The 24,555-nt window shown below is 70.2% G+C and carries 23 protein-coding genes; 13 read left to right on the top strand and 10 right to left on the bottom strand.

Translation table 11 applies throughout. The features are described from left to right. Positions 1-30: 30 nt before the first annotated feature. The gene (gene dcd / locus BKA15_RS19770; protein ID WP_179753623.1) at positions 31-609 is read left to right on the top strand and encodes a dCTP deaminase; all 579 of its coding nucleotides are present in this window, start codon (positions 31-33) and stop codon (positions 607-609) included. A 217-nt stretch (positions 610-826) separates the two neighbouring features. Continuing rightward, a complete protein-coding gene (locus BKA15_RS19775) occupies positions 827-1,516 on the top strand; it encodes a DUF1707 SHOCT-like domain-containing protein (RefSeq protein ID WP_179753625.1) in 690 nt (229 codons plus the stop codon). Between the two features lie 27 nt (positions 1,517-1,543). Here BKA15_RS19775 and BKA15_RS19780 read toward each other — a convergent pair whose 3' ends face one another. Then, positions 1,544-2,320 carry a DUF4097 family beta strand repeat-containing protein gene (locus BKA15_RS19780; protein WP_179753627.1) on the bottom strand — a complete coding sequence of 259 codons (777 nt, stop codon included), beginning with the start codon at positions 2,318-2,320 and terminating at the stop codon, positions 1,544-1,546. After that, a complete protein-coding gene (locus tag BKA15_RS19785) occupies positions 2,317-2,979 on the bottom strand; it encodes a hypothetical protein (RefSeq protein WP_179753629.1) in 663 nt (220 codons plus the stop codon). Before BKA15_RS19785 ends, BKA15_RS19780 begins: the two co-directional genes overlap by 4 nt. A 90-nt stretch (positions 2,980-3,069) precedes the next feature. On the opposite strand from BKA15_RS19785, the gene BKA15_RS19790 reads away from it, so the two are divergent. Then, positions 3,070-4,494, top strand: coding sequence for a dihydrolipoyl dehydrogenase family protein (locus BKA15_RS19790; protein ID WP_179753631.1), 1,425 nt, complete (start codon positions 3,070-3,072; stop codon positions 4,492-4,494). Between the two features lie 112 nt (positions 4,495-4,606). Continuing rightward, positions 4,607-5,080 carry a carboxymuconolactone decarboxylase family protein gene (locus BKA15_RS19795; RefSeq protein WP_179753633.1) on the top strand — a complete coding sequence of 158 codons (474 nt, stop codon included), beginning with the start codon at positions 4,607-4,609 and terminating at the stop codon, positions 5,078-5,080. 19 nt (positions 5,081-5,099) lie between these two features. On the opposite strand, the gene BKA15_RS19800 is transcribed toward BKA15_RS19795, so the two are convergent. From BKA15_RS19800 to BKA15_RS19815, 4 genes are all read right to left on the bottom strand, one after another. Then, a complete protein-coding gene (locus BKA15_RS19800; protein WP_179753635.1) occupies positions 5,100-6,410 on the bottom strand; it encodes an RNA polymerase sigma factor in 1,311 nt (436 codons plus the stop codon). Further along, positions 6,407-6,763: a YciI family protein gene (locus BKA15_RS19805; protein WP_179753637.1), complete on the bottom strand. Its 357-nt coding sequence runs from the start codon at positions 6,761-6,763 to the stop codon at positions 6,407-6,409. Before BKA15_RS19805 ends, BKA15_RS19800 begins: the two co-directional genes overlap by 4 nt. A gap of 24 nt (positions 6,764-6,787) precedes the next feature. Further along, positions 6,788-7,135, bottom strand: coding sequence for a YciI family protein (locus BKA15_RS19810; protein ID WP_179753639.1), 348 nt, complete (start codon positions 7,133-7,135; stop codon positions 6,788-6,790). A 105-nt stretch (positions 7,136-7,240) separates the two neighbouring features. Then, complete coding sequence (locus BKA15_RS19815) at positions 7,241-9,424, bottom strand: (Fe-S)-binding protein (protein ID WP_179753641.1); 2,184 nt, start codon at positions 9,422-9,424, stop codon at positions 7,241-7,243. 231 nt (positions 9,425-9,655) lie between these two features. Between BKA15_RS19815 and BKA15_RS19820 the strand changes: the two genes are divergently transcribed. The 8 genes from BKA15_RS19820 to BKA15_RS19855 all read left to right on the top strand — a co-directional run bounded on the left by BKA15_RS19820 (position 9,656) and on the right by BKA15_RS19855 (position 18,456). Then, complete coding sequence (locus BKA15_RS19820) at positions 9,656-11,314, top strand: peptide ABC transporter substrate-binding protein (RefSeq protein ID WP_179753643.1); 1,659 nt, start codon at positions 9,656-9,658, stop codon at positions 11,312-11,314. Positions 11,315-11,344: 30 nt separating this feature from the next. Continuing rightward, positions 11,345-12,349, top strand: a complete 1,005-nt coding sequence (locus tag BKA15_RS19825) for an ABC transporter permease (protein WP_179753645.1) — start codon at positions 11,345-11,347, stop codon at positions 12,347-12,349. An 11-nt stretch (positions 12,350-12,360) separates the two neighbouring features. Further along, positions 12,361-13,308 carry an ABC transporter permease gene (locus BKA15_RS19830; protein ID WP_179753647.1) on the top strand — a complete coding sequence of 316 codons (948 nt, stop codon included), beginning with the start codon at positions 12,361-12,363 and terminating at the stop codon, positions 13,306-13,308. Between the two features lie 2 nt (positions 13,309-13,310). Continuing rightward, positions 13,311-14,321 carry an ABC transporter ATP-binding protein gene (locus BKA15_RS19835; protein WP_179753649.1) on the top strand — a complete coding sequence of 337 codons (1,011 nt, stop codon included), beginning with the start codon at positions 13,311-13,313 and terminating at the stop codon, positions 14,319-14,321. A 586-nt stretch (positions 14,322-14,907) separates the two neighbouring features. Then, positions 14,908-16,248, top strand: a complete 1,341-nt coding sequence (locus tag BKA15_RS19840) for an ATP-binding cassette domain-containing protein (RefSeq protein WP_179753652.1) — start codon at positions 14,908-14,910, stop codon at positions 16,246-16,248. Further along, the gene (locus BKA15_RS19845) at positions 16,245-16,907 is read left to right on the top strand and encodes a hypothetical protein (RefSeq protein WP_179753654.1); all 663 of its coding nucleotides are present in this window, start codon (positions 16,245-16,247) and stop codon (positions 16,905-16,907) included. Before BKA15_RS19840 ends, BKA15_RS19845 begins: the two co-directional genes overlap by 4 nt. Then, positions 16,904-17,545, top strand: coding sequence for an ABC transporter permease subunit (locus BKA15_RS19850; protein WP_179753656.1), 642 nt, complete (start codon positions 16,904-16,906; stop codon positions 17,543-17,545). The genes BKA15_RS19845 and BKA15_RS19850 overlap by 4 nt, the downstream gene beginning before the upstream one ends. A 5-nt stretch (positions 17,546-17,550) precedes the next feature. Continuing rightward, positions 17,551-18,456, top strand: a complete 906-nt coding sequence (locus BKA15_RS19855) for a glycine betaine ABC transporter substrate-binding protein (RefSeq protein ID WP_179753658.1) — start codon at positions 17,551-17,553, stop codon at positions 18,454-18,456. A 529-nt stretch (positions 18,457-18,985) separates the two neighbouring features. Here BKA15_RS19855 and BKA15_RS19860 read toward each other — a convergent pair. The 3 genes from BKA15_RS19860 to BKA15_RS19870 all read right to left on the bottom strand — a co-directional run bounded on the left by BKA15_RS19860 (position 18,986) and on the right by BKA15_RS19870 (position 22,453). Beyond that, positions 18,986-19,981, bottom strand: a complete 996-nt coding sequence (locus BKA15_RS19860) for a DoxX family protein (protein WP_179753659.1) — start codon at positions 19,979-19,981, stop codon at positions 18,986-18,988. Positions 19,982-20,217: 236 nt separating this feature from the next. Continuing rightward, positions 20,218-21,162, bottom strand: coding sequence for a non-homologous end-joining DNA ligase (gene ligD / locus BKA15_RS19865; protein WP_179753660.1), 945 nt, complete (start codon positions 21,160-21,162; stop codon positions 20,218-20,220). A gap of 16 nt (positions 21,163-21,178) precedes the next feature. Next, positions 21,179-22,453, bottom strand: coding sequence for an MFS transporter (locus BKA15_RS19870; RefSeq protein ID WP_179753661.1), 1,275 nt, complete (start codon positions 22,451-22,453; stop codon positions 21,179-21,181). 178 nt (positions 22,454-22,631) lie between these two features. Between BKA15_RS19870 and BKA15_RS19875 the strand changes: the two genes are divergently transcribed. After that, complete coding sequence (locus BKA15_RS19875; protein ID WP_179753662.1) at positions 22,632-23,051, top strand: pyridoxamine 5'-phosphate oxidase family protein; 420 nt, start codon at positions 22,632-22,634, stop codon at positions 23,049-23,051. Here BKA15_RS19875 and BKA15_RS19880 read toward each other — a convergent pair. Next, positions 23,037-23,918 carry an aminoglycoside phosphotransferase family protein gene (locus BKA15_RS19880; RefSeq protein ID WP_179753663.1) on the bottom strand — a complete coding sequence of 294 codons (882 nt, stop codon included), beginning with the start codon at positions 23,916-23,918 and terminating at the stop codon, positions 23,037-23,039. The genes BKA15_RS19875 and BKA15_RS19880 overlap by 15 nt on opposite strands. Between the last annotated feature and the right edge of the window lie 637 nt (positions 23,919-24,555).

Here is a 24,555-nt window from a genome sequence, read left to right on the forward strand (position 1 = left end):
CCGGCGGCCCGTCGTCGATAGGGTCTGCCTATGTTGCTTTCGGACCGCGACATCAGCGCGGAGATCGAAGCGGGCAGGATCGTGCTCGAGCCGTACGAGGCCGGGCTGATTCAGCCGTCCAGCATCGATGTCCGGCTGGACCGGCACTTCCGGGTCTTCGAGAACCACCGCTACCCGCACATCGATCCCGCGGAGGAGCAGTCGGAGCTGACCCGGCCGGTCGAGGTGACCGATGCGGATCCGTTCATCCTGCATCCGGGCGAGTTCGCCCTGGGCTCGCTCTACGAGTCGGTCTCGCTGCCGGACGATGTCGCGGCGCGGGTCGAGGGCAAGTCGTCGCTGGGCCGGCTCGGCCTGCTGACCCATGCGACCGCCGGCTTCATCGATCCCGGCTTCTCCGGCCACGTGACGCTGGAGTTGTCCAACGTCGCGACGCTGCCGATCAAGCTCTGGCCCGGGATGAAGATCGGCCAGCTCTGCTTCTTCCGGCTCAGCTCGCCGGCCGAGCACGCGTACGGTTCGGAGCGGTACGGCTCGCACTACCAGGGCCAGCGCGGCCCCACCCCGAGCCGATCGCACCTGAACTTCCACCGCACCGACATCCCCTGACCCACCTCCGTCCACCTGACCACTGGTCACGGCGCAGTCCGTCGTTGCGCCGACTGGACCCAAGGGGCAGCGCTGAGCCAAGAATCGCTGCCCTTTCCGTCCGCTCGACGCCCCCACTCAACGCCTGAGATTCCGGCGCGGCAGCGGGGGGTGGCGGGGCGGGCTGGGGCAGACTCGGAGCCGACATCCTTCCCGATGTCGACCGAGGAGGACTGCCATGCCGGAACAGCTCGAGCCCATGATCGAAGCCGTACGCGAGGCGTGCATCGAACAGATCCAGCGGCAGTATGCGCTGGGCCGGCTGACCCAGGACGATCTCGATGATCGGGTGGGGCTCGCGCTGCAGGCGAGGACGCCCAGCGCGCTGGCTGCCCTGACGGCGGACCTGACACCGCCTGCTCCCGCCGACCCGCCGGCCCCGGTTCCGGTTCCGGTTCCGGTCAAGTCCGAGCCCGGACGGCGGCGGCGGACCGTGCTCGCGATCGCGGGAGCGGCGGCCGTGCTGGCCGCCGGCGTCGGGGTGGTCGGCCTGGCCACCAACACGGCGGCGTCGAGCCAGGCGGTCGCCTCCGTCTACTGCGAGTCGACCGGCCGGGACGACACGGCACAGCCGTGCCCGCCCCGGTCCGCCGCCCAGATCCGGCTGGACGCCTACGCCGACCAGCTCCAGATCGCTCGCGGGGACATCGAGATGTACGAGCCGTCGCGGGAGTTACTGGCGCGGGTCGAGAAGGGCATCCGACTGGCCGAGGTCGCGCAGGCCCGGGCCAGGGCCGAGGCCCTGATCGAGGCGGCCGGCGGCAAGCCCGACACGGCGGCTCTGGAGAAGTTGGCGCTCGAACTGGAGGCGGCGGTCCGGGATTCGGCAGAGGCACTCGCCGAAGCGGCCGCCGCCCAGCCGCGCTGACCCGCACCGGCACCCGGCCCAACGGGGTCAGTCCCGGGCGCGGTGGATGTCGATCTCGCCCGAGGCGGTACGGCAGCGGACGGTGACGTACGGCTGGCCGTCCTCCGGCTGCTGACTCGCGTCGAGATCGATCCGGATGTCGCCGTTCACCGTGTTCAGGTCGAGCCAGGCCGGCAGCCCGTCGGCGACGCCGACCTCGATCGAACCGGAGGCGGAGCGGAGATCCACCGAGCCGGTGGTGGACGCGGCGCTGATGTCGCCCGAACCGGTGGACACGCTGAGCGTGGCCGCCTTCAGTCGGGCCAACTGCACGTCGCCGGAGCCGGACTTCGCCGTGACCGGGCCGGTGGCCTCGCGGACCACGATGTCGCCGGAGCCGGTGCTGACCTCGGCGGCCTCGGTGACCGTACCCGCGGCGATGTCGCCGGAGCCCGACTTGGCCGACAGGGCCCGGGCGGTGCCGACGGCGATGTCACCGGAGCCGGTGGTGATCCGGCTGGAGCCGAGGTCGGCGTTGATCACGACGTCACCGGACTGAGTGGTCACCTCGACGTCCAGGCCGGCCGGGATCTCGAGGAACACGTCCGAGCTGGAGCCGCGGCCCCAGATCCGGTCGGCGGAGATCATCAGCCGGTCGTCGCGCTGTTCCACGCGGAGGGCGTACGGGTCTCCTCCGTCCCAGTCGTCGATCGTGCAGCGGACCTGGTCCGGCTCCGAACCGGAGTTGATCAACACGTCGCCCTCGCCGGGCAGGTTCACCGACACCGAGGAGATGCCGCGATAGACCTGCTCGAAGAGGCTCACTTGACCCACCCCTGGACACTCTGGCCGCCGGGATGCGACCGGCCGCGGCCCTCGCGATTGCGGTTCTTGCCGGCCGGGCCGCCGTGGCCGAAGACGCCGCCCGGACCGAAGATGCCGTTCGGGCCGAACGGTCCGTCCGGACCGAACACTCCGCCCGGCGGGCCTGGCGGGGTCGGCGGATGCGGGATGTGCGGCGGCCGGCGGCGTTCGTTGATCGCGTCCAGGATGGCGCGCTGCAGCCAGGCGTTGGTCGAGATGCCGTCGGCATCGGCCAGCTCGTCCACCTTGGTCTTGACCGAGGCGGGCAGCCGGAGGCTGATCCGGGCGATCGGCTCGTCCTCGGCGCCGACTTCCGGCTCCTCGGGCTCGGCCGGTTCCTCGGCGGCGGGCGCGATCATGGTCGGCTCGCTCGGGGCGGTCGGGACCGACACGGCGAACTCGGGGTCTCCGCCGACGATCCGTACCTCGACGGAGGCCGGGGCGAGGTCAGCACTGATCGTGCTCGCCGCGTCGGAGAGGGCCCGGATCATCGCCAGCCGGGTGGAGGAGTCGATCGCAGTGCCGAGGCGCTGCGCGACTTGTTGCGTGTTCTCGTCGGCCAGCGCGGCGGCGTTCGTGACGCCCTCGCGGACCGAGGCCAAATACGGTGAGAGATCCATGACGCCATCATGACACCATCATGGCGTCACTTCAAGTGTCACCGTGAGCCAGGATAGTCGTGCTCACGGGGAGGGGCGAGGATGGCCAGCATGACTGAGCAACTCGAATACGACGTCGTGGTGATCGGTGCGGGACCGCCGGGCGAGAACGTTGCGGGACGAGTGGTGGACGGCGGGCTGACGGCGGCCATCGTGGAGGCGGAGCTGGTCGGCGGCGAGTGTTCGTACTGGGCCTGCATGCCGAGCAAGGCGCTGCTGCGCGGCACCGAGGCGCTGGTCGACGCGAAGGCGGTCTCCGGAGCTGCGGCCGCGGTCACCGGAGGCCAGGACGTGGCGGCGACGCTGGCCCGGCGGGACTCGTTCACCTCGAACTGGAAGGACGACGGCCAGGTGCAGTGGCTGGACGGTGCGGGCATCACGCTGCGCCGCGGCCGGGGCCGGCTGTCCGGTCCGCGCCAGGTCACGGTCGAGGGGCCGGACGGCGGCAGCACGACGCTGACCGCGCGGCAGGCGGTCGTGCTGGCGACCGGCTCGGTGGCCTCGATCCCGCCGATCGACGGGCTGACGGACGCCGACCCGTGGACCAGCCGCAACGCCACGTCGGCGCAGCAACCGCCGGCCTCCTTGGCGATCATCGGCGGCGGCGTGGTGGCCTGCGAGATGGCGACGGCCTGGAACGCGCTCGGCACGAAGGTGATCATGCTCGTCCGCGGGGAGCGGCTGCTGGACCGGCTGGAGCCGTTCGCCGGTGAGCAGGTCGCCGCGACGCTGCGCGAGTCCGGCGTCGAGGTCCGGACCGGCGTCTCGGTCGACGCGGCCCGGCGCGAGGACGGCCAGGTGCGGCTCACCGCCGGCGGTGAGACCATCACCGCGGAACAGGTCCTGGTCGCGGCCGGCCGGACCCCGGCGACCGGCGATCTCGGGCTGGACACGGTCGGCCTGGAACCCGGCCGCTACCTGGACGTCGACGACACCTGCCGGGTCACCGGGGTCGCGGACGGCTGGCTCTACGCGGTCGGCGACGCCAACGGCCGCAACCTGCTCACCCACATGGGCAAGTACCAGGCCCGGATGTGCGGTACGGCGATCGTGCAGCGGTCCGCCGGCGACAAGATCGACGATCAGGCCTGGGGTACGGCGGTCGCGACGGCCGATCACGACGCCACGCCGAGCGTGATCTTCACCGTGCCCCAGGTCGGCGCCGTCGGCCGTACCGAGGAGCAGGCCAGGGCCGACGGTTTGCGGGTCCGTGCGGTGACGTACGAGATCGGCAACGTGGCGGGCGCCTCGCTGTTCGCCGACGGCTACACCGGCACGGCGAAGCTGGTGGTCGACGAGGACCGGCGGACCGTCGTCGGCGCCACGTTCGTCGGGCCGGGGATCGCCGAGCTGACCCACTCCGCGACGATCGCGATCGCCGGCGAGGTCACGATCGACCGGCTCTGGCACGCGGTGCCGTCGTATCCGACGATCAGCGAGGTCTGGCTCCGGCTGCTGGAGACGTACGGGCTCTGACCCTGGATCCAGGCTCAGCCCGGGTGTGGGTCGGATCACGTCGAGCGCTGTCACACAGAGCGATGCCGTGCTGTCAAAGAGGTGTCAGCACACACGGCATAAGGAGCGCACGATGGAAGCTCGACTGAACCTGATGGGCAGCGCGGTCGGCGGCAAGGTCCTGAAGTACATCACCTCGGCGAGCAAGGCCGCCGAGTCCGGGATCGTGCCGCAGACCACGGCCGAACTGGTGAAGATCCGGGCCAGTCAGATCAACGGCTGCGGGTTCTGCACCGACATGCACACCAAGGACGCGGCCGCGGCCGGGGAGACCCAGCAGCGGCTCAACCTGGTCGCCACCTGGCGGGAGGCGAAGGTCCTCACGGAGGCCGAGCGGGCCGCCCTCGAGCTGGCCGAGCAGGGCACCCGGATCGCGGACGCGGCCGGCGGCGTCCCGGACGAGGTGTGGCAGCGGGCCGCCAAGCACTTCGACGAGGAGCAGTTGGCCGCGCTGGTGGTCCAGATCGCGATCATCAACGCCTACAACCGGGTCAACGTGATGGTCCAGCAGCCCGCCGGCGACTACCAACCGGGCATGTTCGGCTGATCAGGTCCGCAGCCGATGATCAGCGGGGCGGATTCGGCCGGGAGTTCGCGGCGGGATCCTCCCCGCTGTCGTCCACCAGGCGCGGGGACAGGAAGGCGCGTTCGGCGTCGTTGTCGGTGAGATCGAGGGCCTGGCGGTAGGCCGCTGTCGCCTCGGACCGCCGGCCGAGCCGGTGCAGCAGGTCCGCCTTGACCGCGAACAGGTACGGATACTCGGCGAGGTCGCCCGCCGCCTCGATCTCCTCCACCGCGGACAGGGCGGCGGCCGGGCCGGCGACCATCGCCAACGGCACGGCCCGGTTCAGCGCGACGACCGGTGACGGCCAGAGCTCCAGCAGCCGGTCGTACAGCGTAAGGATCTGCGGCCAATCGGTCCGGTCGTAGGTCTCGGCCCGCGAGTACAGCGACGCGATCGCCGCCTGCACGACGTAGCGCCCGGCCCGCCCGCCGCGGAGCAGCTTCATGATCAACTCGTGGCCCTCGGCCAGCGCCGCCCGGTCCCAGCGCGACCGGTCCTGCTCCTCCAGCCGGAGCAGCCGGCCGGCCGCGTCCACCCGAGTCTCGCGACGTGCGTCGGTGACCAGGATCAGCGCCAGCAGCCCCTGCACCTCCGGCTCGTCGGGCATCAGGGCAGCCAGCACCCGGGTCAACTGGACGGCCCGTTCGACCAGCTCGACGCGCACCAAGGCAGCCCCGGAAGGAGCGGTGTGCCCGGTGGTGAACACCAGATGAATCACGGTCAGCACCGACCGCAGCCGATCCGGCAGCTCGGCCGCTCCGGGGATCCGGTACGGGATCCGTGCCTCGGTGATCTTCCTCTTGGCCCGGCTGATCCGCTTCGCCATGGTGGATTCCGGCACCAGGAAGGCGCGGGCGATGTCCGGCGTCGAAACCCCGCAGACCAGCCGCAACGTGAGCGCCACCTGGGCGTCCTGCGCCAGCGCCGGATGGCAGCAGGTGAAGATCAACCGCAGCCGCTCGTCGGGTACGGCCTCGTCGGGGTCCTCGTCGATGATCATTGCCCGGTCCGGCGTCGGGTCCGCGACGCCGGCCGCCGGCTCCACCAGCAGCGGCAACTTCGAGCGCAGCGTGTGCCGACGCCGGACCGTGTCGACCGCGCGTCGCTTGGCCGTCGTGGTGAGCCAGGCGGCCGGGTTCCGCGGGATCCCGTCGCGAATCCAGCTCTGCAACGCGGCTGCGTACGCCTCCTGCACGCACTCCTCGGCCAGTTCGAGCTCACCCGTGGTCCGTGCGGTCGCGGCCAGGACGAGGCCCCAGGCGTCTCGATGCGCCTCGGTGATCGCGGCCTCGACGGCGGACCGGTCGGTCATGCACCGGTCTCCGGGACCACCCCGCCGTCCGCGATCGGCCGCACCTCGACGCCGCCGCCCTCCCGGCAGGCCGGGTTGAGCCGGGCGAGCGCCAGCGCGGCGTCCAGGTCGGGCGCCTCGAGGACATAGAAGCCGGCCACGATCTCCTTGGCGTCGACGAACGGGCCGTCGGTCACCAGGTCACCGCGGACCGCCTTCGCCTGATCGCGGGGAGCCAGGGCGCAGGCCGCCACCAGGGCACCCGATCGCTCCAGCAGTTCCGCGTACTGATCATGGGCCTCGGTGTCCTCGGCCGTCCGGTCCGGCCGGTGGGCCGAGTCCCTGTTGTAGATCAGTACCGCGTACAGAGTCATGATCTTGATCCCTTCGGGGTCGGGTCAGGGCTGGACGACCCCGCCGCCGGCCACCGGCCGGACCTCGACGCCGCCGCCTTCCTGGCAGGCGGGGTTGAGCCGGGCGATCGCCAGCGCCGCGTCGAGGTCGGGCGCCTCGAGGAGGTAGATGCCCGCCACGATGTCGCGGTCGCCGAGGTAGGGCCCGTCGACGATGGTGTCGCCGCGGACCGAGGTCGCCAGGTCCCGCGGGGTGAAGGCCCACGCCGCGACCATGGCGCCGGTCCGCTCCAACTCCTCGGCGTGCCGGTCGCAGGTCTCGGTGTCCTGGGCGGTGCGGTTCGGCCGATGGGCGGAATCGCCGTTGTAGATGAGGACTGCGTACTGGGCCATGGTGGGCCACCCTTCTGTCTCGCTGTCGGTGTGGACACCCCTCCGTCGAACGAGCCCCGCGAAATGGACAGCCGGTGGCGACTTTCTTCGAAAAGTTCCGCTCGGCTAGTGCTCGGACCGCTGTACGGACTCCAGCAGCAGCTGCGCGACGTCGACCACCTCGACCGATTCCGGCGCGGTCCCGTCGGCCTGCTTCGCGGCCAGCCCGTCGGTCAGCATCACCCGGCAGAACGGGCAGCCGGTCGCAATCGCGCCCTTCTGCTGACCGTTCGTGGCGGCCAGAGTGGCGACGGCCTCGTCCGTACGGTTCGCGTTGATCCGGGTGCCGAGGGTCTCCTCCATCCACATCCGCGCGCCACCGGCCCCGCAGCAGAACGACCGCTGCCGGTTCCGCGGCATCTCGGCCACCGTCGACCCGGGCAGCGCCTCCAGCAGTTCCCGCGGCGCCTCATAGATCTCGTTGTGCCGGCCCAGATAACAAGGATCGTGGTACGTGATCGTCCGCCCGGCCACCGAACCCTCGGGCGGCGCGACCGGGGTCAGCTTGCCGTCCCGGACCAACCGGTTCAACAGCTGGCTGTGGTGCACCACCTCGAGCTCGACGCCTACCTGCGGATACTCGTTCTTCAAGGTGTTCAGGCAGTGCGCACAGGTGGTGACGACCTTGCTCGCCTTCGCCTCGGTCAGGGTGGCCGCGTTCTCCAGGGCCAGCTGCTGGAAGACGAACTCGTTGCCGGCCCGCCGCGCCGGGTCGCCGGTGCAGGTCTCGCCGTTGCCGAGCACCGCGTACGAAACCCCGGCCCGGTGCAACAGCTCCGCGACCGCGCGCGTGGTCTTGATCGCTCGGTCCTCGTACGCGCCGGCGCAGCCGACCCAGAACAGGTACTCGACGCCGGTCAGGTCCTCCACGTCCGCGCCGACCACCGGCACGTCGAACTCCAGGCCCTTGGCCCAGTCCATCCGCTTCCGCGGGCTCTGGTTCCACGGATTGCCCTTGCTCTCCAGCCCCTTGAACAGCCCGTTCAGCTCGGCCGGGAACTCCTCCTCCAGCAGCACCTGATGCCGCCGCAGATCCATGATGTGGTCGACGTGCTCGATGTCGACCGGGCACTGCTGCACGCAGGCGCCGCAGCTGGTGCAGGACCAGAGCACGTCCGGGTCGATCACGCCGGCCAGGCCGTCGGTCACCTGGATCGGCCCGACCAGCGGCCGGGCCGCCTCGTTGCGCAGCTCGTCCGGCAGGTTCTCCCGGGCCGCCTCGGCCGCCTGCAGGTACGGAGCCTTGGCGTACGCGTGCTCCCGCAGATCCATGATCAACAACTTCGGCGAGAGCGGCTTCTCGGTGTGCCAGGCCGGGCACTGGGACTGGCAGCGGCCGCACTCGGTGCAGCTGGTGAAGTCGAGCAGGCCCTTCCAGGTGAAGTCCTCCACCTTGCCGACCCCGAGCGGCGTCGCCTCCGGGTCGAGGTCCTCGATCTGCTCGAAGTCGAGCGGCTTGCCGTCGACCATGATCGGCTGCAGTTCGCCGAGCGCCGGGCGTCCGGAGGATTCGCGCTTGAACCAGAGGTTCGGCCAGGCGGTGAACCGGTGCCAGGCCACGCCCATCGTCAGGTTCAGGCTGATCGTGATCATCCAGGCCATCGAGACGATGATCTTGAGCGCAGCGACGACCACGATCGCCGTGGCCAGGGTCTCCTCCGGGATCCCTGCCGGGAACAGGAAGTTGGTCAGCGGGAAGTGGATCGCCGAGGTTTCGGCGTCGAGCAGCCGGTACTCCAGCCCGCGCAGGACGACGATGCAGAGCCCGATGGCCAGGATGGTCAGCTCGACGTAGACGGCCTGCCAGGTCCGGGAGCCGAAGAAGCGCGATCCGCGGCCCTTGTCGCGTTGCAGGAAGCGGATGATCATCAGGAAGAGGATGCTGATGATCATGACCCAGCTGATGATCTCGCTGGCCCACTCGTAGACCACCCAGTGCCCGATCAGGGGCAGGGCGAAGCGCGGGTCGAACAGTTGCCCGTACGCGGTGACCAGGGTGAAGAACAGCAGCCCGAAGCCGACGAAGACGAACCAGTGGGCGATCCCGATCTTGGTCCACTGCAGCATCCGGGTGTGGCCGAGCGACTCGGCGAGCAGGTGCTTCCAGCGCTCGGCGGGCGCGTCGGATCGCCGGCCCGCGACCGGCCGGCCGAGCCGGACCACGCCGGCGATGCCGGCGATGGCACGAGCGAAGAGGGCGACGCCGACGACCGATACGGCGAGCGCCACCACGATGGCGATGATCCTCACGCACACTCCCGGGGCCAGATGGGGTCAGCGGCGCGCCCGATGGTGGCCCGTGGCACGCCGACAGAGCACACCTTACTGGCCGGTAACCAGTGCGGTCCGCCATGATCCGCACCTGTCACCGACCCGTCGCCCAGCTACGGCGGTGTAACAAATGTGCACCGTGGGCACCTGTTGCGGCGGATCGTGGCATGATCCGTTTCACCCTGAGCTCGGCCGACCGGGAGGAAATCGATGTCGATCATCAAGCCGAAGGTGACGGCGGCCCTCGCGCTGCTGGCCGCGTCGGTGCTGGCGCTGTCCGGCTGCGGAGGCGGGAGTTCTCCCGGCGGCGAGCAGCCGGAGGGGCCGAAGACGGTCCGGCTGGCGCTCACCCAGGACGTCGAGACGCTGCTGCCGATGGACTCCAACGTCAACGACAACATCGCGGTACTGGACGTGATCTACGACGGCCTGGTCCGTTACCGGCCGGAGACCACCGAGCCGTACAACTACATCGCTTCCGAGATCAGCTCGCCGGACAACACGGTCTGGACGATCACGATCAAGGACGGTTTCACCTTCCACAACGGTGAGCCGGTGGACGCCGAGGCCTTCGCCCGGGCCTGGAACTACGCCGCGTACGGCCCGAACGCCGTGGAGAACAACTACTTCTTCGAGCGGATCAAGGGCTACGAGGAGATGCAGGGCGAGTACGAGGAGGACGACGAGGGCAACGTCACGGTCACCAAGGAGCCGACGACCAAGGAGTTGTCCGGCGTCGAGGTGGTCGATCCGAGCACCCTGAAGGTCACCCTCAACGCGCCGTTCGTCGGCTTCTCCACGATGCTCGGCTACACCGGCTTCTTTCCGGTCGCCAAGGCCTGTATCGACGACGTCAAGGCGTGCGCCGTGAAGCCGATCGGCAACGGCCCGTTCCAGGTCGAGGAGTGGGAGCAGGGCGTCAAGCTGACCGCCGACAGGTGGGCCGACTACAAGGGTGAGGAGACGCCCAACTACGACCGGATCGAGTGGACCGAGTACTCCGGTTCGTCGTCCTGGCCGGACTTCCAGGCCGGCGACCTGGACACCGGGGCGCCGCCGCCGGCCGAGTGGCAGTCGGCCAACAACGATCCGGAGCTGACCGCGCGCAAGGTCGAGCGTCCCGGCGCCGGGCTGACGTACCTCGGATTCCCGCTGTACAAGGGCGCTCCGTGGAACAACATCGAGTTCCGCAAGGCGATCTCGATGGCGATCGACCGGAAGACGATCATCGAGCAGGTGCTGCCCGGCCAGGCCGTCCCGGCCGACAGTTGGGTGGTGCCCGGCGGGGTTCCCGGCGGCGAGGCCGGTACCTGCGAGTGGTGCACGTTCGATCCGGACGCGGCGAAGGCGGCGCTGGCCAAGGCCGGCGGCTGGCCGGAGGGCAAGAAGCTGACCATCTCGCTCGGCCAGAACGAGACCCAGGAGCAGTACTTCCGCGCCATCGGTGATCAGATCAAGCTCAACCTCGGCATCGAGTACGAGCTCGACCCGACCCCGGACTTCTTCGCCCGGCGCGGGGCCCGCGACTTCGACGGTGCGTTCCGCAACAACTGGTTCCCGGACTACCCGCTGAACGAGAACTACCTGGCCCCGGTGTACGCCAGCGGCGACGCGAAGAAGGGCAACACGAACTTCGGCTACTACAACGCGGACTTCGAGAAGTTGATCGCCGAGGGTGATCAGTCGAAGAGCGTCGAGGAGGCCGTCGCGAAGTACGCCGAGGCGGAGAAGGTGCTGGCCCAGGACTTCCCGACGGTCCCGCTCAGCTTCGCGCTCGCGGTCACGTTCCACAGCGACCGGGTCGAGAACGTCGTCCTCGATCCGTTCAGCGGCGCGACCAAGTTGCGCCTGCTGAAGTACGTCGGTTGATCAGTCCGAGTTCGGTGGTAGGCAAGATCATTGGGTAGCTACATCGTCCGGCGGCTGCTGCAGGGCGTCGGCTCACTGGTCGGCGTGATGCTGCTCCTGCATCTGCTGATGACGGCTGCGATCCAGCTGAACGGCAACCCGGCGCTGGCCTTCTTCGGCGACCGGGTGCCGTCGAAGTCCCAGCTGGCAGCGGTGGAGGAACGGTTCGGGCTCGCCGATCCCTGCTACGACCAGCTCGGCAATCCCTGCCTGGGACCGTTCGTGAAGCGGATGGGCGACTACCTGACCGGCGACTTCGGGACCAACCACCGGGGCCGCGAGGTGGCCGACATCGTGGCCACGGCGGCGCCGAACACGCTGCGCCTGTTCGTGATCGTCACGCTCACCTGGATGATCGCCGGCATGCTGCTGGGGTCGGTGGCGGCGCGGTTCCGCGGCCGGGCTCCCGATCACTCGATCCGGTTCATCAGCATCCTGATTGACGCGTTCCCGGTGTTCGTGATGCTGCTGGTCTACAAGTTCATCATCACGGTGCCGGTGAGCAACTGGATGAGTGACCGGTTCGGCGACGACAGCCTGCCGGCTCTGCTGTTCAAACCGTCGTTCTCGCCCGAGCATCCGTGGGCGACCGTGATCATTCCCGGGCTGCTGCTCGGCCTGGCCGGGGCGGCGCCGTTCCTCCGCCTGGTCCGGGCCAGCCAGCTGGAGAACTACAACGCCGATCATGTCCGGACCGCGCGCGCGAAGGGGCTCGGCGACACCCACGTCGCGGCCTACCACATCGTCCGCAACTCCGCGATCCCGGTGATCACCGCCGTCGGCTTCGTCTTCGCCGAGGCGCTCGCCGGGGCCGTGATCACCGAGGGCATGATGAACATCTACGGGATGGGCGGCGTGCTCTGGGATGCCGTACGGGGCAGCGAGGTGTCGGTGGTGATCGGCGTCGTGACCATCCTGGCCGTGATCACGATCGCGGTGATGCTGCTCGTCGATCTTCTGTACGCGGTCCTCGATCCCCGGATCCGCTATGACTGAGGCGTTTCACGATGACTGATCCCACCACCCAGGCGGCGATCGCGGCCGAGACCGAACCGGGCGGCCGGGTCGACCAGGCCGCGCGGTCGCTCTGGTCCGACGTGTTCCGCCGGATGCGGCGCCGACCGGACGTGATCATCGCGACCGTGATCAGCCTGTTCTTCGTGGTCGTGGCCCTCTTCCCGACCCTGTTCACGGCCACCGACCCGCAGCGCTGCGACATCTCCGAGTCCCGGCTGCCGCCGACGGGTCTCGGCGGCGAGCATCCGTTCGGCACCAACCTGCACGGCTGCGACGTGCTGGCCCAGTTGGTGCACGGCGCCCGGCCGTCGCTGGTGCTGGCGTTCACCGTGGTCGGCGCGTCCTTGATCATCGGGCTGGTGCTCGGCACCGTCTCCGGCTACTACCTCGGCTGGGTGGACGCGGTCACCTCCCGGGTGCTGGAGATCTTCCTGGTGATCCCGTTCCTGCTGGCCGCGCTGCTGTTGCTGTCGCTGTTCCGCAACGTCGACTTCGGCGGCGGTCAGCTGGCTTCGATCGTGCAACCGGCGATCGTGTTGATCTTGTTCAGTTGGATGGGCTACACGCGCTACGTCCGGGCCAGCGTGCTGGAGACGAAGAACCTCGACTATGTCGCCGCCGCGCGGTCGCTCGGCGCGTCGGACCTGCGGCTGATGTTCTCGCACATCCTGCCGAACGCGATCGGCCCGGTCACCGCGCTGGTGCCGACCTCGATCGCCGGCGTGATCGCGACCGAGGCCGTACTGGCGTTCCTCGGCATCGGCGTCCGGCCGCCGGCTGTCAGCTGGGGGATCATGATCTCCGACGGCGCCGAGTGGTTCACCGGCGGCTTCCCGCACCTGCTGTTGTTCCCGCTCGGCTGTCTGCTGGCCACGATCCTGTCCTTCGTGGTGATCGGCGACAACCTGCGGGACGCCCTGGACCCGAAGCTGAGGTGATCATGGACCCGTTCGACGAGCCCGGCGGTGACCGGCCGCTGCTCGAGGTTGATCAACTCGCCGTCGAGTTCCGTACCGATGACGGGGTGGTCCGGGCCGTCAACGGCGTCTCGTTCGCGGTCGAGGCCGGCCGGACCCTGGCCATCGTTGGCGAGTCCGGCAGTGGCAAGAGCGTCACCGCCCAGGCCGTGCTCGGCCTGCTACAGACGCCGCCGGCCAAGATCACCGGCGGCACGATCAAGTTCCGCGGGGTCGACCTGTTGACCATGCCGCGGCGGGAACACCGGGCCGTCTGCGGCGAGCACATCGCCATGGTGTTCCAGGACGCGCTGGCCGCCCTGAATCCCGTGTACAGCGTCGGCTTCCAGCTCGGCGAGGCACTCGTGGCACGGCGCGGGATGTCCCGGCGTGCGGCCCGGGCCCGGGCGGTCGAACTGCTCGACCTGGTCCAGGTGCCGAACTCCGCGCAGCGGGTCCGGGACTACCCGCACGAGTTCTCCGGCGGGATGCGGCAGCGGGTCATGATCGCGATGGCCCTGGCCATGGAACCCGAGGTGCTGATCGCCGACGAGCCGACCACCGCGCTGGACGTCACGGTGCAGGCCCAGATCATGCGGCTATTGGCCGAGATCCAGGCCGAACGGGACATGGGCCTGATCCTGATCACTCATGATCTTGGGGTGGTGGCCGACGTCGCGGACGAGATCACCGTGATGTACGCCGGTCGGGCCGTCGAGCAGGCCGGCGTGCACGAGCTCTTCGCGGCGCCGGCGCATCCGTACACGGAGGCTCTGTTGCGGTCCATCCCGCGGGTGGACCGGAAGGGCCAGGAACTCGAGGTGATCGCCGGCCGGCCGCCCGAGCTGACCCGGATCCCCGCCGGCTGCCCGTTCCATCCGCGTTGCGCTCGGGCCCAGGATGTCTGCCGTACGGATCCGCCGCCCCCGGTCCTCGAGGTCGCCCCCGGCCGCCGCTCCGCCTGCCACTTCGCCGCCGACCTCGTCGCGACCTGACCGCGCGCCCCCGCCCCTAGCTCATCTCCTCGCAGCCGCGACCGTTCCCCGCAGCCGCGACTGTTGCAACGGTCGCGAGTGAGCGGAATGGTCGCGGCTGCGCGTCGATTGACGAGGGGCCGATCTGCGCCCGCTCGGACCCAAGCCATCTCCTCGCAGCCGCGATCGTTCCTCGCAGCCGCGACTGTTGCAACGGTCGCGGGTGAGCGGAACGGTCGCTGATGCGCATCGATTGACGAGAGGCCGATCTGCGCTCGCTCGGACCCAAGCCATCTCCTCGCAGCCGCGATCGTTCCTCGCGTCCGCGACTGTTGCAACGGTCGCGAACGAAAGGAACGGTCGCGGATGAAGGGGCGCGGGATCGGGGTGGCCGGGCTGGTCGGCGGCGGGTTGTGGGGCGTGAAAGTGGGGGCGCGCCGGGGCGGTTCCGTGCTATGGCGGCAACCTCCCTCTAGCCTCGGATTCGTGGCTAAGTCTGCCCCCGTGGCCACAGAAAACTTCCCCGAACGGTTGGGCAGAGTAGTTGGTGATCCCTGTGATCGAGTTCGAATCGGTGAGTCGGGCTTCTCGACGCGGCTCGTCCGCGGTGACCGACGTCACCTTCGCCGCCCACCAGAACCAGATCACGGTGCTGCTTGGTGAACCCGGCTCCGGGACCAGCACCGTGCTGCGCATGATCAACCGCCTGATCGAACCGGCCGACGGCCGCATCATGATCAACGGCAAACCGCTGAGAACCCTTCGCCGCAAGGCTTTGCGGCGCGGCCAGGGCTTCCTGCTGCGGGAGGGCGGGCTGTTCCCGCACCGGGACGCGGCGGAGAACATCGCCACGGTGCCGCGGGTCCGCGCGACCGGCCGCGGCAAGGCGCTGACCGAGGCCAACGACCTGCTCCGTGAGGTCGGGCTGGATCGCGCCACCGGCCGGCTCAAGCCGTCCCGGCTGACCGCCGCTCAGCGGCAGCGAGTCTGCCTGGCCCGGGCGATCGCCGGCGACCCGACCCTGGTGCTGCTCGACCATCCGTTCGGCGACCTGGAGCCGGGCGACCGGACCGCCATGCAGGACCTACTGCGTCGGCTGCACGCCGAGCGTGAGTTCACCGCGATCGTCGCCACCGACGACGTCGACGAAGCGCTCGCGATCGCCGACCGGCTGGTCGTTTTCGCCAACGGTAGGGTGATCGACGCCGGCCCCCCGGTGGCCGTCCTGGACGCGCAGAACTCTCTGGTCGCCGAGATCGTCGGCGCCGAACGGGGTTACCGCGCGCTGGCGTACGCGACGACGATCGGGCTGCCGCTGCAGCGGGTCCCGGTGGTCCGCGATCCGGCCTCGGCCGACCCCGACGCGGGCGCGACGCTGCTGGTCGACAACGACGCGGTGCCGCTCGGCTGGGTGGACCCGGAGCGCACCGGCACGGTGCTGCCGCTCGGCGACGTGTTCGATCCGGGCAGTGGCTCCCTGCAGGACGCGCTGAACGCCTCGCTCACCTCGCCGGTCGGGCTCGCGGTCGCGGTCACCCGCGGCACCGGGCGGTATGCCGGCGTCCTCAGCGCGGCCGAGATCGTCGCCGCCGCGGTCGAGCAGCGGACCACGGCCGTCCGGGCCGGGATCGAGGCGGCCGAGACCACCCCGAACCAGCCGGCCGCAACGAGCCCCCGTTCACCGGAGGTCGTGATCAACGAGGCGGAGCAGGAGACCACGGTCCGCCCGGTCGACGAGGCCGACCAGGAGACGACGATCCGGGTCGCCGACGAGGCCGAGGAGAACGACGCCGAGACCGACGAGGCGGCGGAAGCCAAGCCGGGCACCGCAGTCGCGCGCCGGGCTCAGGCCGGTGGCGTGGACAAGGTACGTCCGGGCAAGGTCCAGACCGACCCGGAAGCGGCGGACAGCGCCCGGCAGCCGGTCGCGGCCGGGGGCCGGCGGTGAACTGGGACTGGGTCGTCCAGAACAGCGGCTATCTGGGCACCCTGCTCGCCGGGCACGCGATCGTACTCGGGCTGTCGCTGGCCGCCGGCGTGGTGATCGGGATCCCGCTCGGCTACCTGTTGGCGAAGCTGCGCGTCGGCCCGGTCCTGGCGCCGGTCCTCGACCTGCTCTCGTACGCCTCGTCGCTGGGGTTGTTGCTGATCGCCCCGCTGGTCCGCGGTACGGCGATCGACGACCGGCTCAACCTGATCCTGGCCTTCGGGACTCTTGCCGTCCTGCGCATCTGCCGGTCGGTGCTGGTGGCGCACCGGAGGCGCCCTGCCGCCCCGTATGCGTACCTGAAGGTGGCCGGTCTCGGCGCCGCGACCCGGTTCCGGCTCGACCTGGCCTACCTCGCGCCGCGGGTGCTCGGCACCGTCGGCCGGGTCGCCGTGGCGACGGTCGTCCTGACCACGCTGGGCGGGGTGATCGTTTCCGCGGCGTTCGGTCCCGGCGGTGAGCTCGGCGGCCTGATCTGGCGCGGCCTGGACACCCGGGACCTGACCCAGGCGCTGAGCGGCATCGTCCTGGTGGTCGCGCTGGCGATCATGGTCGACCTGATCTTCCGTGGCCTCCGCCGTCTCGCGGCGGCCGAGCCGATCGAGGAGGTGGCAGCATGAATCTGACCGGATACCTGTTCGACGCGGCCAACTGGACCTGGAGCAGCCCGCTGCTGATCGCGCTCGCGGTCCACGCGTTGAGCACGCTGGTGCTGCTGGTCGTCGGCGGTCTGCTCGGCCTCGGTCTCGGCTGCCTGTTCGGTGCCTTCCGGGGCAGCCGGCCGGTGGTCCGCCTGGTCTCCTGGCTCGGCACCGGCGTACCGGTGCTCGGCCTGCTCGCGGTCGGCGTGATCATCTTCGGCGCCGGACTGCCGGTGCTGGCCGGCTGCCTGCTGTTGTTGATCATGCTCTCCGTCGCCGGTGTGACCGCGCGCGAACTCCGGGCCGGCGATCCCGCGGTGATCGAATCGGGCCGGGCGATGGGCCTGTCCCGGGCGGGCCTGTTCTTCGGCTACCGGATCCCGCTGGTGCTGCCGCCGGTGCTGCGCACGCTGGCCCGGGTCGGCGCCGGTACGGTGACCGCGCTCGCTGTGGCCGGCATGATCGGCGCCCCGGGCCTCGGCGGCGTGATCAAGACCGGCTTCGACTCCGGCTACCCGCAGGTGTTCGCCGGCGCGGTGCTGCTGATCGGTCTCGGTTGGCTGTTCTACCTGACGTTCGCCGGGCTCGGCTGGGCCGCCCGGCGGCGCGTCGCCTGACGCCGATGCGACGCCGTCTCGCCGGTCCGGCCATGATCATCCTGCTGGTGATGATCATGGCCGGCTGTACGCTCGATGCCGATCCGCTGCGTAGCAGCGGCCAGGCTTCGGCCGCGCCGGACTTCGTGGTCGGCGCCCCCGAATCGGCGGAGGGTGCCCTGCTCGCCCAGCTGTACGTCGGCGCCCTGCAGGCCAAGGGCCTCTCGGCCGGCACCGAGCCGGTCGGCGAGCGAGCCGACTACCTGCAGCGATTGCGGGAGGGCAGACTGGCGTTGGTCCCGGACCACACCGGCGCCCTGCTCACCGAACTCAACCCGGCCCAGGCCGCCAGCACGGCCTCCGAGGTCGAAGATCAGCTTCCGGAAGCGGCCGGCCCGGACCTGGTCGTGGTCAAGCCGGCGTCCGCCTCGGCCAAGGTCAGCTTCGTGATCACCAAGGCCACCGCCGACGCGAAGCAGGTGGCTACGCTCGACGACCTGGCCAAGATCTCCGACGGTACGGTGCTCGGCGGCCCGGCCGACCTGCCCCGGCAGAAGTACGGCCCCGAGGCGCTGACCGCGATCTACGGGGCGAGGTTCGCCTCCTTCAGGCCGTACCCCGACTCGGCCGCCCTGGCTCGTGACCTTGGCGCCGGTACGGTCTCGGTCGGCGCGTTCAGCGGCACCGATCCGGTCCTCGCCGGGGACAGCTTCGTCCGGCTGGAGGACCCCGAGGCGATGGTGCTACCGGAGAACGTCACCGCCGTCGGCGGCGCCGCGATCAAGGCGAACCCGACCGCGCTGGGGGCGATCGAGGCCGTCCATGCTGCACTCACCACCCAGGAACTCACGGTGCTGAAGAGCCAGGTCGGCAGCGGTGAGCCGGTGGACAAGGTCGCCGCCGCTTGGCTGTCCGCCCGCGGCCTCGGGTAGTCACCGTGCCCGAGCGCGCGCCGGGCCGGGCGGGTGGCGGACGCCGCTGAGCGGACGGTCTGACCTCGATTCGGGCTTTGCCGGTCAACCGTCCATTCGGTGATGCCGATGCGGCGATGGTGCCGACCCGTCCTTGAGCCGGTCGCGGCCGGCGTGTCGGGATTCCTCCACACGCGCGGCGGTGCAACGTCGCACTCCCCCATACCGCTTGGACTGAGGAGGTTTTCCGCCATCGCTGCGCTGGATCAGCGGGAGAAGCAGCTTGGGATCGCCGCGGAGACCCGTGACGAACGGTCCGGACGGATCGGCGTCCCGTCCCGATCGCATCGCCGACGCGCTCGGCCGCTATCCGAGTGTGGCTCTCGCCGATCGTGAACCGGGCGGCTACCCCCGACCGCGACGCGCGCCGAGGCCAGTCGATCGACCGTGGGCGAGCAACTACTGCTGCACACGCCCGCCGCCTTCGCCGCGACCAGCAGCAAGGCCGCCCTGCTCTGGTCGACCTGGTGCCGGCCCAGCCGCCGGCTCACTAGCGATTCACCGGCGGGCGCGCGTCCCAGGAGAAGTCGCGGTCGAAAAGGAAGCGGAACTCCGGATCGGATGCCAGGGTGAGATCCTGGCCGCCGCCGGTCAGCCGGAGCCGGCCGTCGGCCAGGCGCTCCCAACGCAGTTCGAGTCTCGTCGTGACCGGTTCGGTGGTCCGGACCGGTCCGCGCTGGGCGGCCTTGAGTTCGGCCATGATCAGGTTCGGTCCGGCCTCGGAGAAGGAGCCGGTGCGGAGATCACCGTTGGCCTGCCGGATCGACCACCGTGACTTGCCATGGACGACCCACTGACCGAAGGCGACCTGCTGCCATCGTTGATCATCGGCCAACTGTGCGGCAGGCTTCGCGGTGTCGTCCACCACTCGGTAGACCCCGGCCAGCGCCTGCCCCTCCTGCGGTGCCGGGAAGGTCAGCCGAAACAGCACCCCGGAGGTGATCACGGCCAGCACCGCGAGCACCGCCCCGGCGACGTTGATGATCTTGCCGGCTCGACCGGTGATGATCGTCGGCAGCGGCCCGTGCGGGAGCGGGCCGGAGGTGAACAGGGACCGCAGAAACCTTGTCGCATAAGGGATCGCGGCGATCGTCGCGCCGATCGCCAGAGCCAGCGACAGCTGCTTCACCGGCACGTCGTAGGACAGATTGAGCAGGAACACGAAGTACATGTCGAACGCCGCGATCGCGGCGCCGGCGCCGGCGGTCCGGCGCCACAGCAGCAGGCCGGCGGCCAGCACCTCGGCGACGCCGGACAGGAACTGGAACGGGACCGAATAGCCGATCATCCGCCAGAGCAACCCCATCGGGCTCATCTCTCCGTACGCCACCAGGGCGTCGCCGAAGTCGGCCCGGCCCATCTGGGCCAGGAACACCTTCGCCCAGCCGTAGACGAACAGGTAGCCGGCCAGACCGATCCGAAGCAGCAGATGCGCCGCCCAGCCGATCCGGGCCGGCAGCGTCGGCGACGTGGGTGGGTTGATCACGAGCCGATCGTGCCAGCCGTTCCGGTCCCGGGCATCTGACCTACGTCACAAGATCAAGCTGAGGCGATCACACCGGCCGGTGAGTCCGCCCGGGAGATCCCAAGGGTCACCCCCGTCCCACCTCACCAAGGTTCTTGTCGCTATACCAGGGAAGCTTCTGTGGTAGAGCGACAGTTTTTCACGTAACGTGAAAAACCGACCGGAGGGTGACGACAGGGCCAGGGCGACAAGGCGGGTCAGGTTTCGTCGGGCGGGGGTGCGTCGTCCTTCTCGTCCCGCTCGGCCCATTCCAGAAGTTGATCAAGGCTGTAGATCTCGTCGTCGATGCCCGCGTGCAGGTCGCCCAGCTCGGCGTACCGGGCGGGCATGGTGGCGATCGTGAAGTCGCGCGGATCCGCCTCGGGCAGTTCGTCCCAGGTCACCGGGGCGGACACGAGGCCCTCCGGCGTTCCCCGTACCGAATAGGCGCAGGCGACGGTGTGATCACGGGCGTTCTGGTTGTAGTCGACGAACACCGTCGCCGGGTCCCGGTCCTTGCGCCACCAGGTCAGGTCGACCAGGCCGCCGGCCCGCCGCTCGACCTCCCGGGCGAAGGCCCAGGCGGCTCGCCGCACGTCGGGAAACTCGTACACCGGCGCGACCCGGACATAGATGTGGATCCCCTTGCTGCCCGAGGTCTTTGGGAAGCCGGTGGCGCCCAGCTCGTCCAGTACCTCGCGGGTGACCGCGGCGACCCGGCGCACGTCCTCGTAGCTCGCCTGCGGCCCGGGATCAAGATCGATCCGCCACTCGTCGGGCTGCTCGACGTGCTCGCTGCGGGAGTTCCACGGATGGAACTCCACCGTCGACATCTGGACCGCCCAGATCACGTCGGCGGGATGATCAACACAGAGTTCGTACGCGTGCCGGCCGGACGGGAAGTCGACCCGGACGGTCTGGATCCACGGCGGCGCGCCGTGCGGCAGCCGCTTCTGGTGCACCTTCTCGCCGTCGACGCCGTCCGGGAACCGGTGCAGCATGCAGGGCCGGTGGTGCAGCGCGTTGACGACGCCGTCCGCGACCGAGAGGTAATACTTCGCCAGGTCGAGCTTCGTCTCTCCGCGCGCGGAGAAGTAGACCCGGTCCGGGTTGCTGATCTTGACGACCCGGTCGCCGACCTCGAGTTCGACGCGCTCCACCATGCCTTGACCTTAACAATCAGCGCCGCAGTCGCGGGGCCAAGCCGCGACCAGCGACCAAGATCGCCGCACAACCGAGCAGCCCGATGAGGGACGTGATCAGCCAGGGCAGCTCCGGAGCGGCGGCGAAGGCGACCGCGAACGCGCCCGGCGCCGCGATCGTGGCCAGGGCGAACGAGTATTGGAACCAGGACAGATAACCGGCCCGCGACGCCTGCGGCGCCGCGTCCGAGGCCAGCCCCATCGACACCGGGGCGTGGATCAGCTCGGCGATCGAATAGACCAGGACGGAGATGATCAAGCCGGGAATCACCAGCCAGACCGGCGCCAGTCCGAGCACCGCGGTGACCACGCCCCAGGCCGCCCAGATCAGGCCGGCCACGACCAGCACCCGGATCCTCCGGAAGCGGCTCGTCGCACGCACCGCCAGGCCCTGACAGGTCGCCCCGATCACCGTGTTCATGGCCAGCAGCGGTCCGATCAGCCAGGCCGGCGCGTCCAGGCCGTGCACCACGTACAGCGGAAGACCGACGGCCAGAATCGTGCTGCAGAAGGCGAACAGGGTGTTCGCCCCGATCAGCAGCAGGTACGGGCCGTCCCGGTGCACCCGGCCGCTCTCATGATCATCACCGGTCGCCGGGGCGGGCCGGCGGGCGTGGCCGGGGTCGCGGGCCAACAGGACGGCGGCAGCGATCATGCTCACCGAGTTGGCCGCCAGGGCGATGACGTACGGCAGCGAACCAGGGATGATCAACAACGCGCCGGCGATCAGCGCCCCGACGGCGAAGCCGACGCCCTGGGTCATCCCGGACAGCGCGAACCAGGACTCCTTGCCGGCGGACCCGGCGGCGTCGGCGGCGTCGGCGATCAGCGCGAAGATCGACGACCAGAACGCCCGCCCGCCGACCGCGGTGAGCAGGCAACAGGAGACCAGGATCGGCAGCGCGCGGCCGGCCGGCAGCACGGCGAGCAGCAGGCCGGCCATGCCGATCGACTGCAGGATCAGGGCGAAGATCACGATCGTCCGCGGCGTGAACCGACCGGCGACGGCGGCCGCGACGGCCGGCACGGCGAGCGAGAGCACACCGGAGCCGGTGACCACCAGGCCGGCGGTCGCGACGGGCAGTCCGACGACGGTGGTCAGGTAGAGCAGCACGAGCGGCCCGGCCAGGCCGGTCCCGATCGCGTCGATGCAGAGCGCGAGCACCAGCGGCAGGTGGCCGCGGATCGACGGCAACCCGAGCAGCCGGGTCAGTGAGAATCGTTGTTGGGTGGGCAGCGGCGAACGGCGCATTGCGGATGCCTCCGTGTCCTGTGCCCACGCGCCCACTTGTTGTCTATCACCGGCGCCGAAGCGCCTGCGCGGAACGCGACCACTCCACCGGCCGAACGGCCGCCTACAGTTGGGGCTGCTTACATGGTCGGGCAGTGAGTGTACGGCAGTGTCGGTGGCTGCGGCTAGGTTCGGGGCCATGCCTTTGTCCCAAACCGAACGCGAAGAGTTTCTGGCCCAGCCGCACATCGGTGCCCTGGCCGTGTCCGAGGGTGAGGGCCGCGCCCCGCTGGTCGTGCCGATCTGGTACGGCTACACCCCCGGTGGAGAGCTCTGGGTCAACACCGAACTGGAGTCCCGGAAGGGTCGTGCGATCCGCGCCGCCGGACGGTTCAGCCTGATGGTGCAGCGGGTCGTGCCGACGATCCGGTACGTGTCGGTCGAGGGACCGGTGACCAGGATCGAGCCTGGCAGCCGGGACAGGACCCAGCAGATGGCCGCGCGTTACCTGCCGCCGGACCGGGTGGCCGGCTACGTGGAATTCGAGCTGACCCAGATGGGCGAGCACTCCGGCATCTTCATGAGGCCGGAGCACTGGCTCTCGTCAGACCTCGGTTAGCCAGCGTCTGGCCAGGTCCACCGCCCGGCCATGGACCCGATCGATGCCGGCCGAGGAGTTGTAACCGGCGTAGGCGGGCCAGGCGAAGAGGGCGGTCGACAGCTCGGCGGCCAGGACCGAACGGGCGAGTTCGGCGGCGTCGAGGCCGCGTCGGTCGGCGTAGAGCTTGATTATCTCCGCCAGCGGCGGCGTCGCTCCGGACGGCGCGGCGCGGCCGGCGGCGAAGGCGAGTTCGCCCGCCGGACGGCCGAATCCGGCGACCTGCCAGTCGGCCCAGACCAGGCCGGCCTCGGTGATCAGGATGTTGTCGGTGTGGCAGTCGCCGTGGTTGAAACAGAACGGCTGCGCCCGTACGGCAGCGGTCAGGGCACCGGGATCGTCGAAGATCGGCGCAAACAGCTCCGCCTCGCCGGGCCGGTCCCAGTAGCTCCGCCACCGGTCCGGATCGGAGCCGGGCACCTCCCCGTCCGGCGCGTGCCGCCACAGGCCGCCGTCCGGCACCGGCGTCTCGTGCAGCGCGGCCAGATCGCCGGCCAGCGCGAGCCAGTGATCATGGGTCCAGTCCGGGGCCGGCCGGATCGTCCCCGGCGCGGACAGCAGGATCGCCACGCAGTCGTCGGACTGATGGTGAGCGAGCAACTCGGGCGTCTTGATCCCGAGATCGCCGGCCAGCTCCCGATAGAAGGTGAGCTCGCGTTCGGCGGCGACGCGGTCGAAGCCCGATTCGGCGAACCTGATCTTGACTACCGCAGGCGTCCCGTCGGCCCGGGTCCCCCGCCGGACCGCCGAGCCGGACAGGCCTCCGGATACGGAGTCCGGGTCCAGGACGATGCCGAACCGATGGGCGAGCTGATCGACCGTGGTCATGCCCGGACGGTAACAACCGTCACCGACGTTCCCGCGGGAACGCAGCTGACACCCGCCCGAGTCCGCCGACGCGGATCAGACCGCCTTGAGTACCGATTCCAGCGGGGAGGGTTCCCCCGGGCCGGCGCCAGCGGCGGAACTGTGCGTGGGGCGGTTGCGGGTCCGGGGTCATGACAGGAGCGATCCGGCAGGCCAGACCGCAAGACCTTCGGTGTGAACGCCGCGGCCCGAGACACGGGACCCGACCAGGCGCAAGGCTGTTCAACCGGGAGCGGGCCAGTCGGACCGCCTGCGGGCGGCCTCGTTCCGGTCCCGGGCCAGGAACACAATCTGCGAGGCAACGCGTCCCGCCACCGTTCTCGGCTTGTTAGCTCGCGATCGCGAGGCCCGGCGCGAACCGCGCGTCCGCCGCTTCGCCGTGAGCCACACCCGAAGCAAGGCTTCAGCCCAGTGCACTTCGCCATGCGAATCTGCACCAGGCTCACTTCGCCGCGCCGGATCTTCCCCCGCGACCCGGGTCTGACGCGGCCACCGCCGGCCCCCGACCGAACAGGTCGGGGACGTTCCCGCGGGAATGTCCCCGACGAGATGTGGGAGATGCGTGCCTTCCCCCGGTGACCGTCGCTGGACTGACTGT

The sequence above is a fragment of the Microlunatus parietis genome, from assembly GCF_013407955.1.
Classification (GTDB): domain Bacteria; phylum Actinomycetota; class Actinomycetes; order Propionibacteriales; family Propionibacteriaceae; genus Microlunatus; species Microlunatus parietis.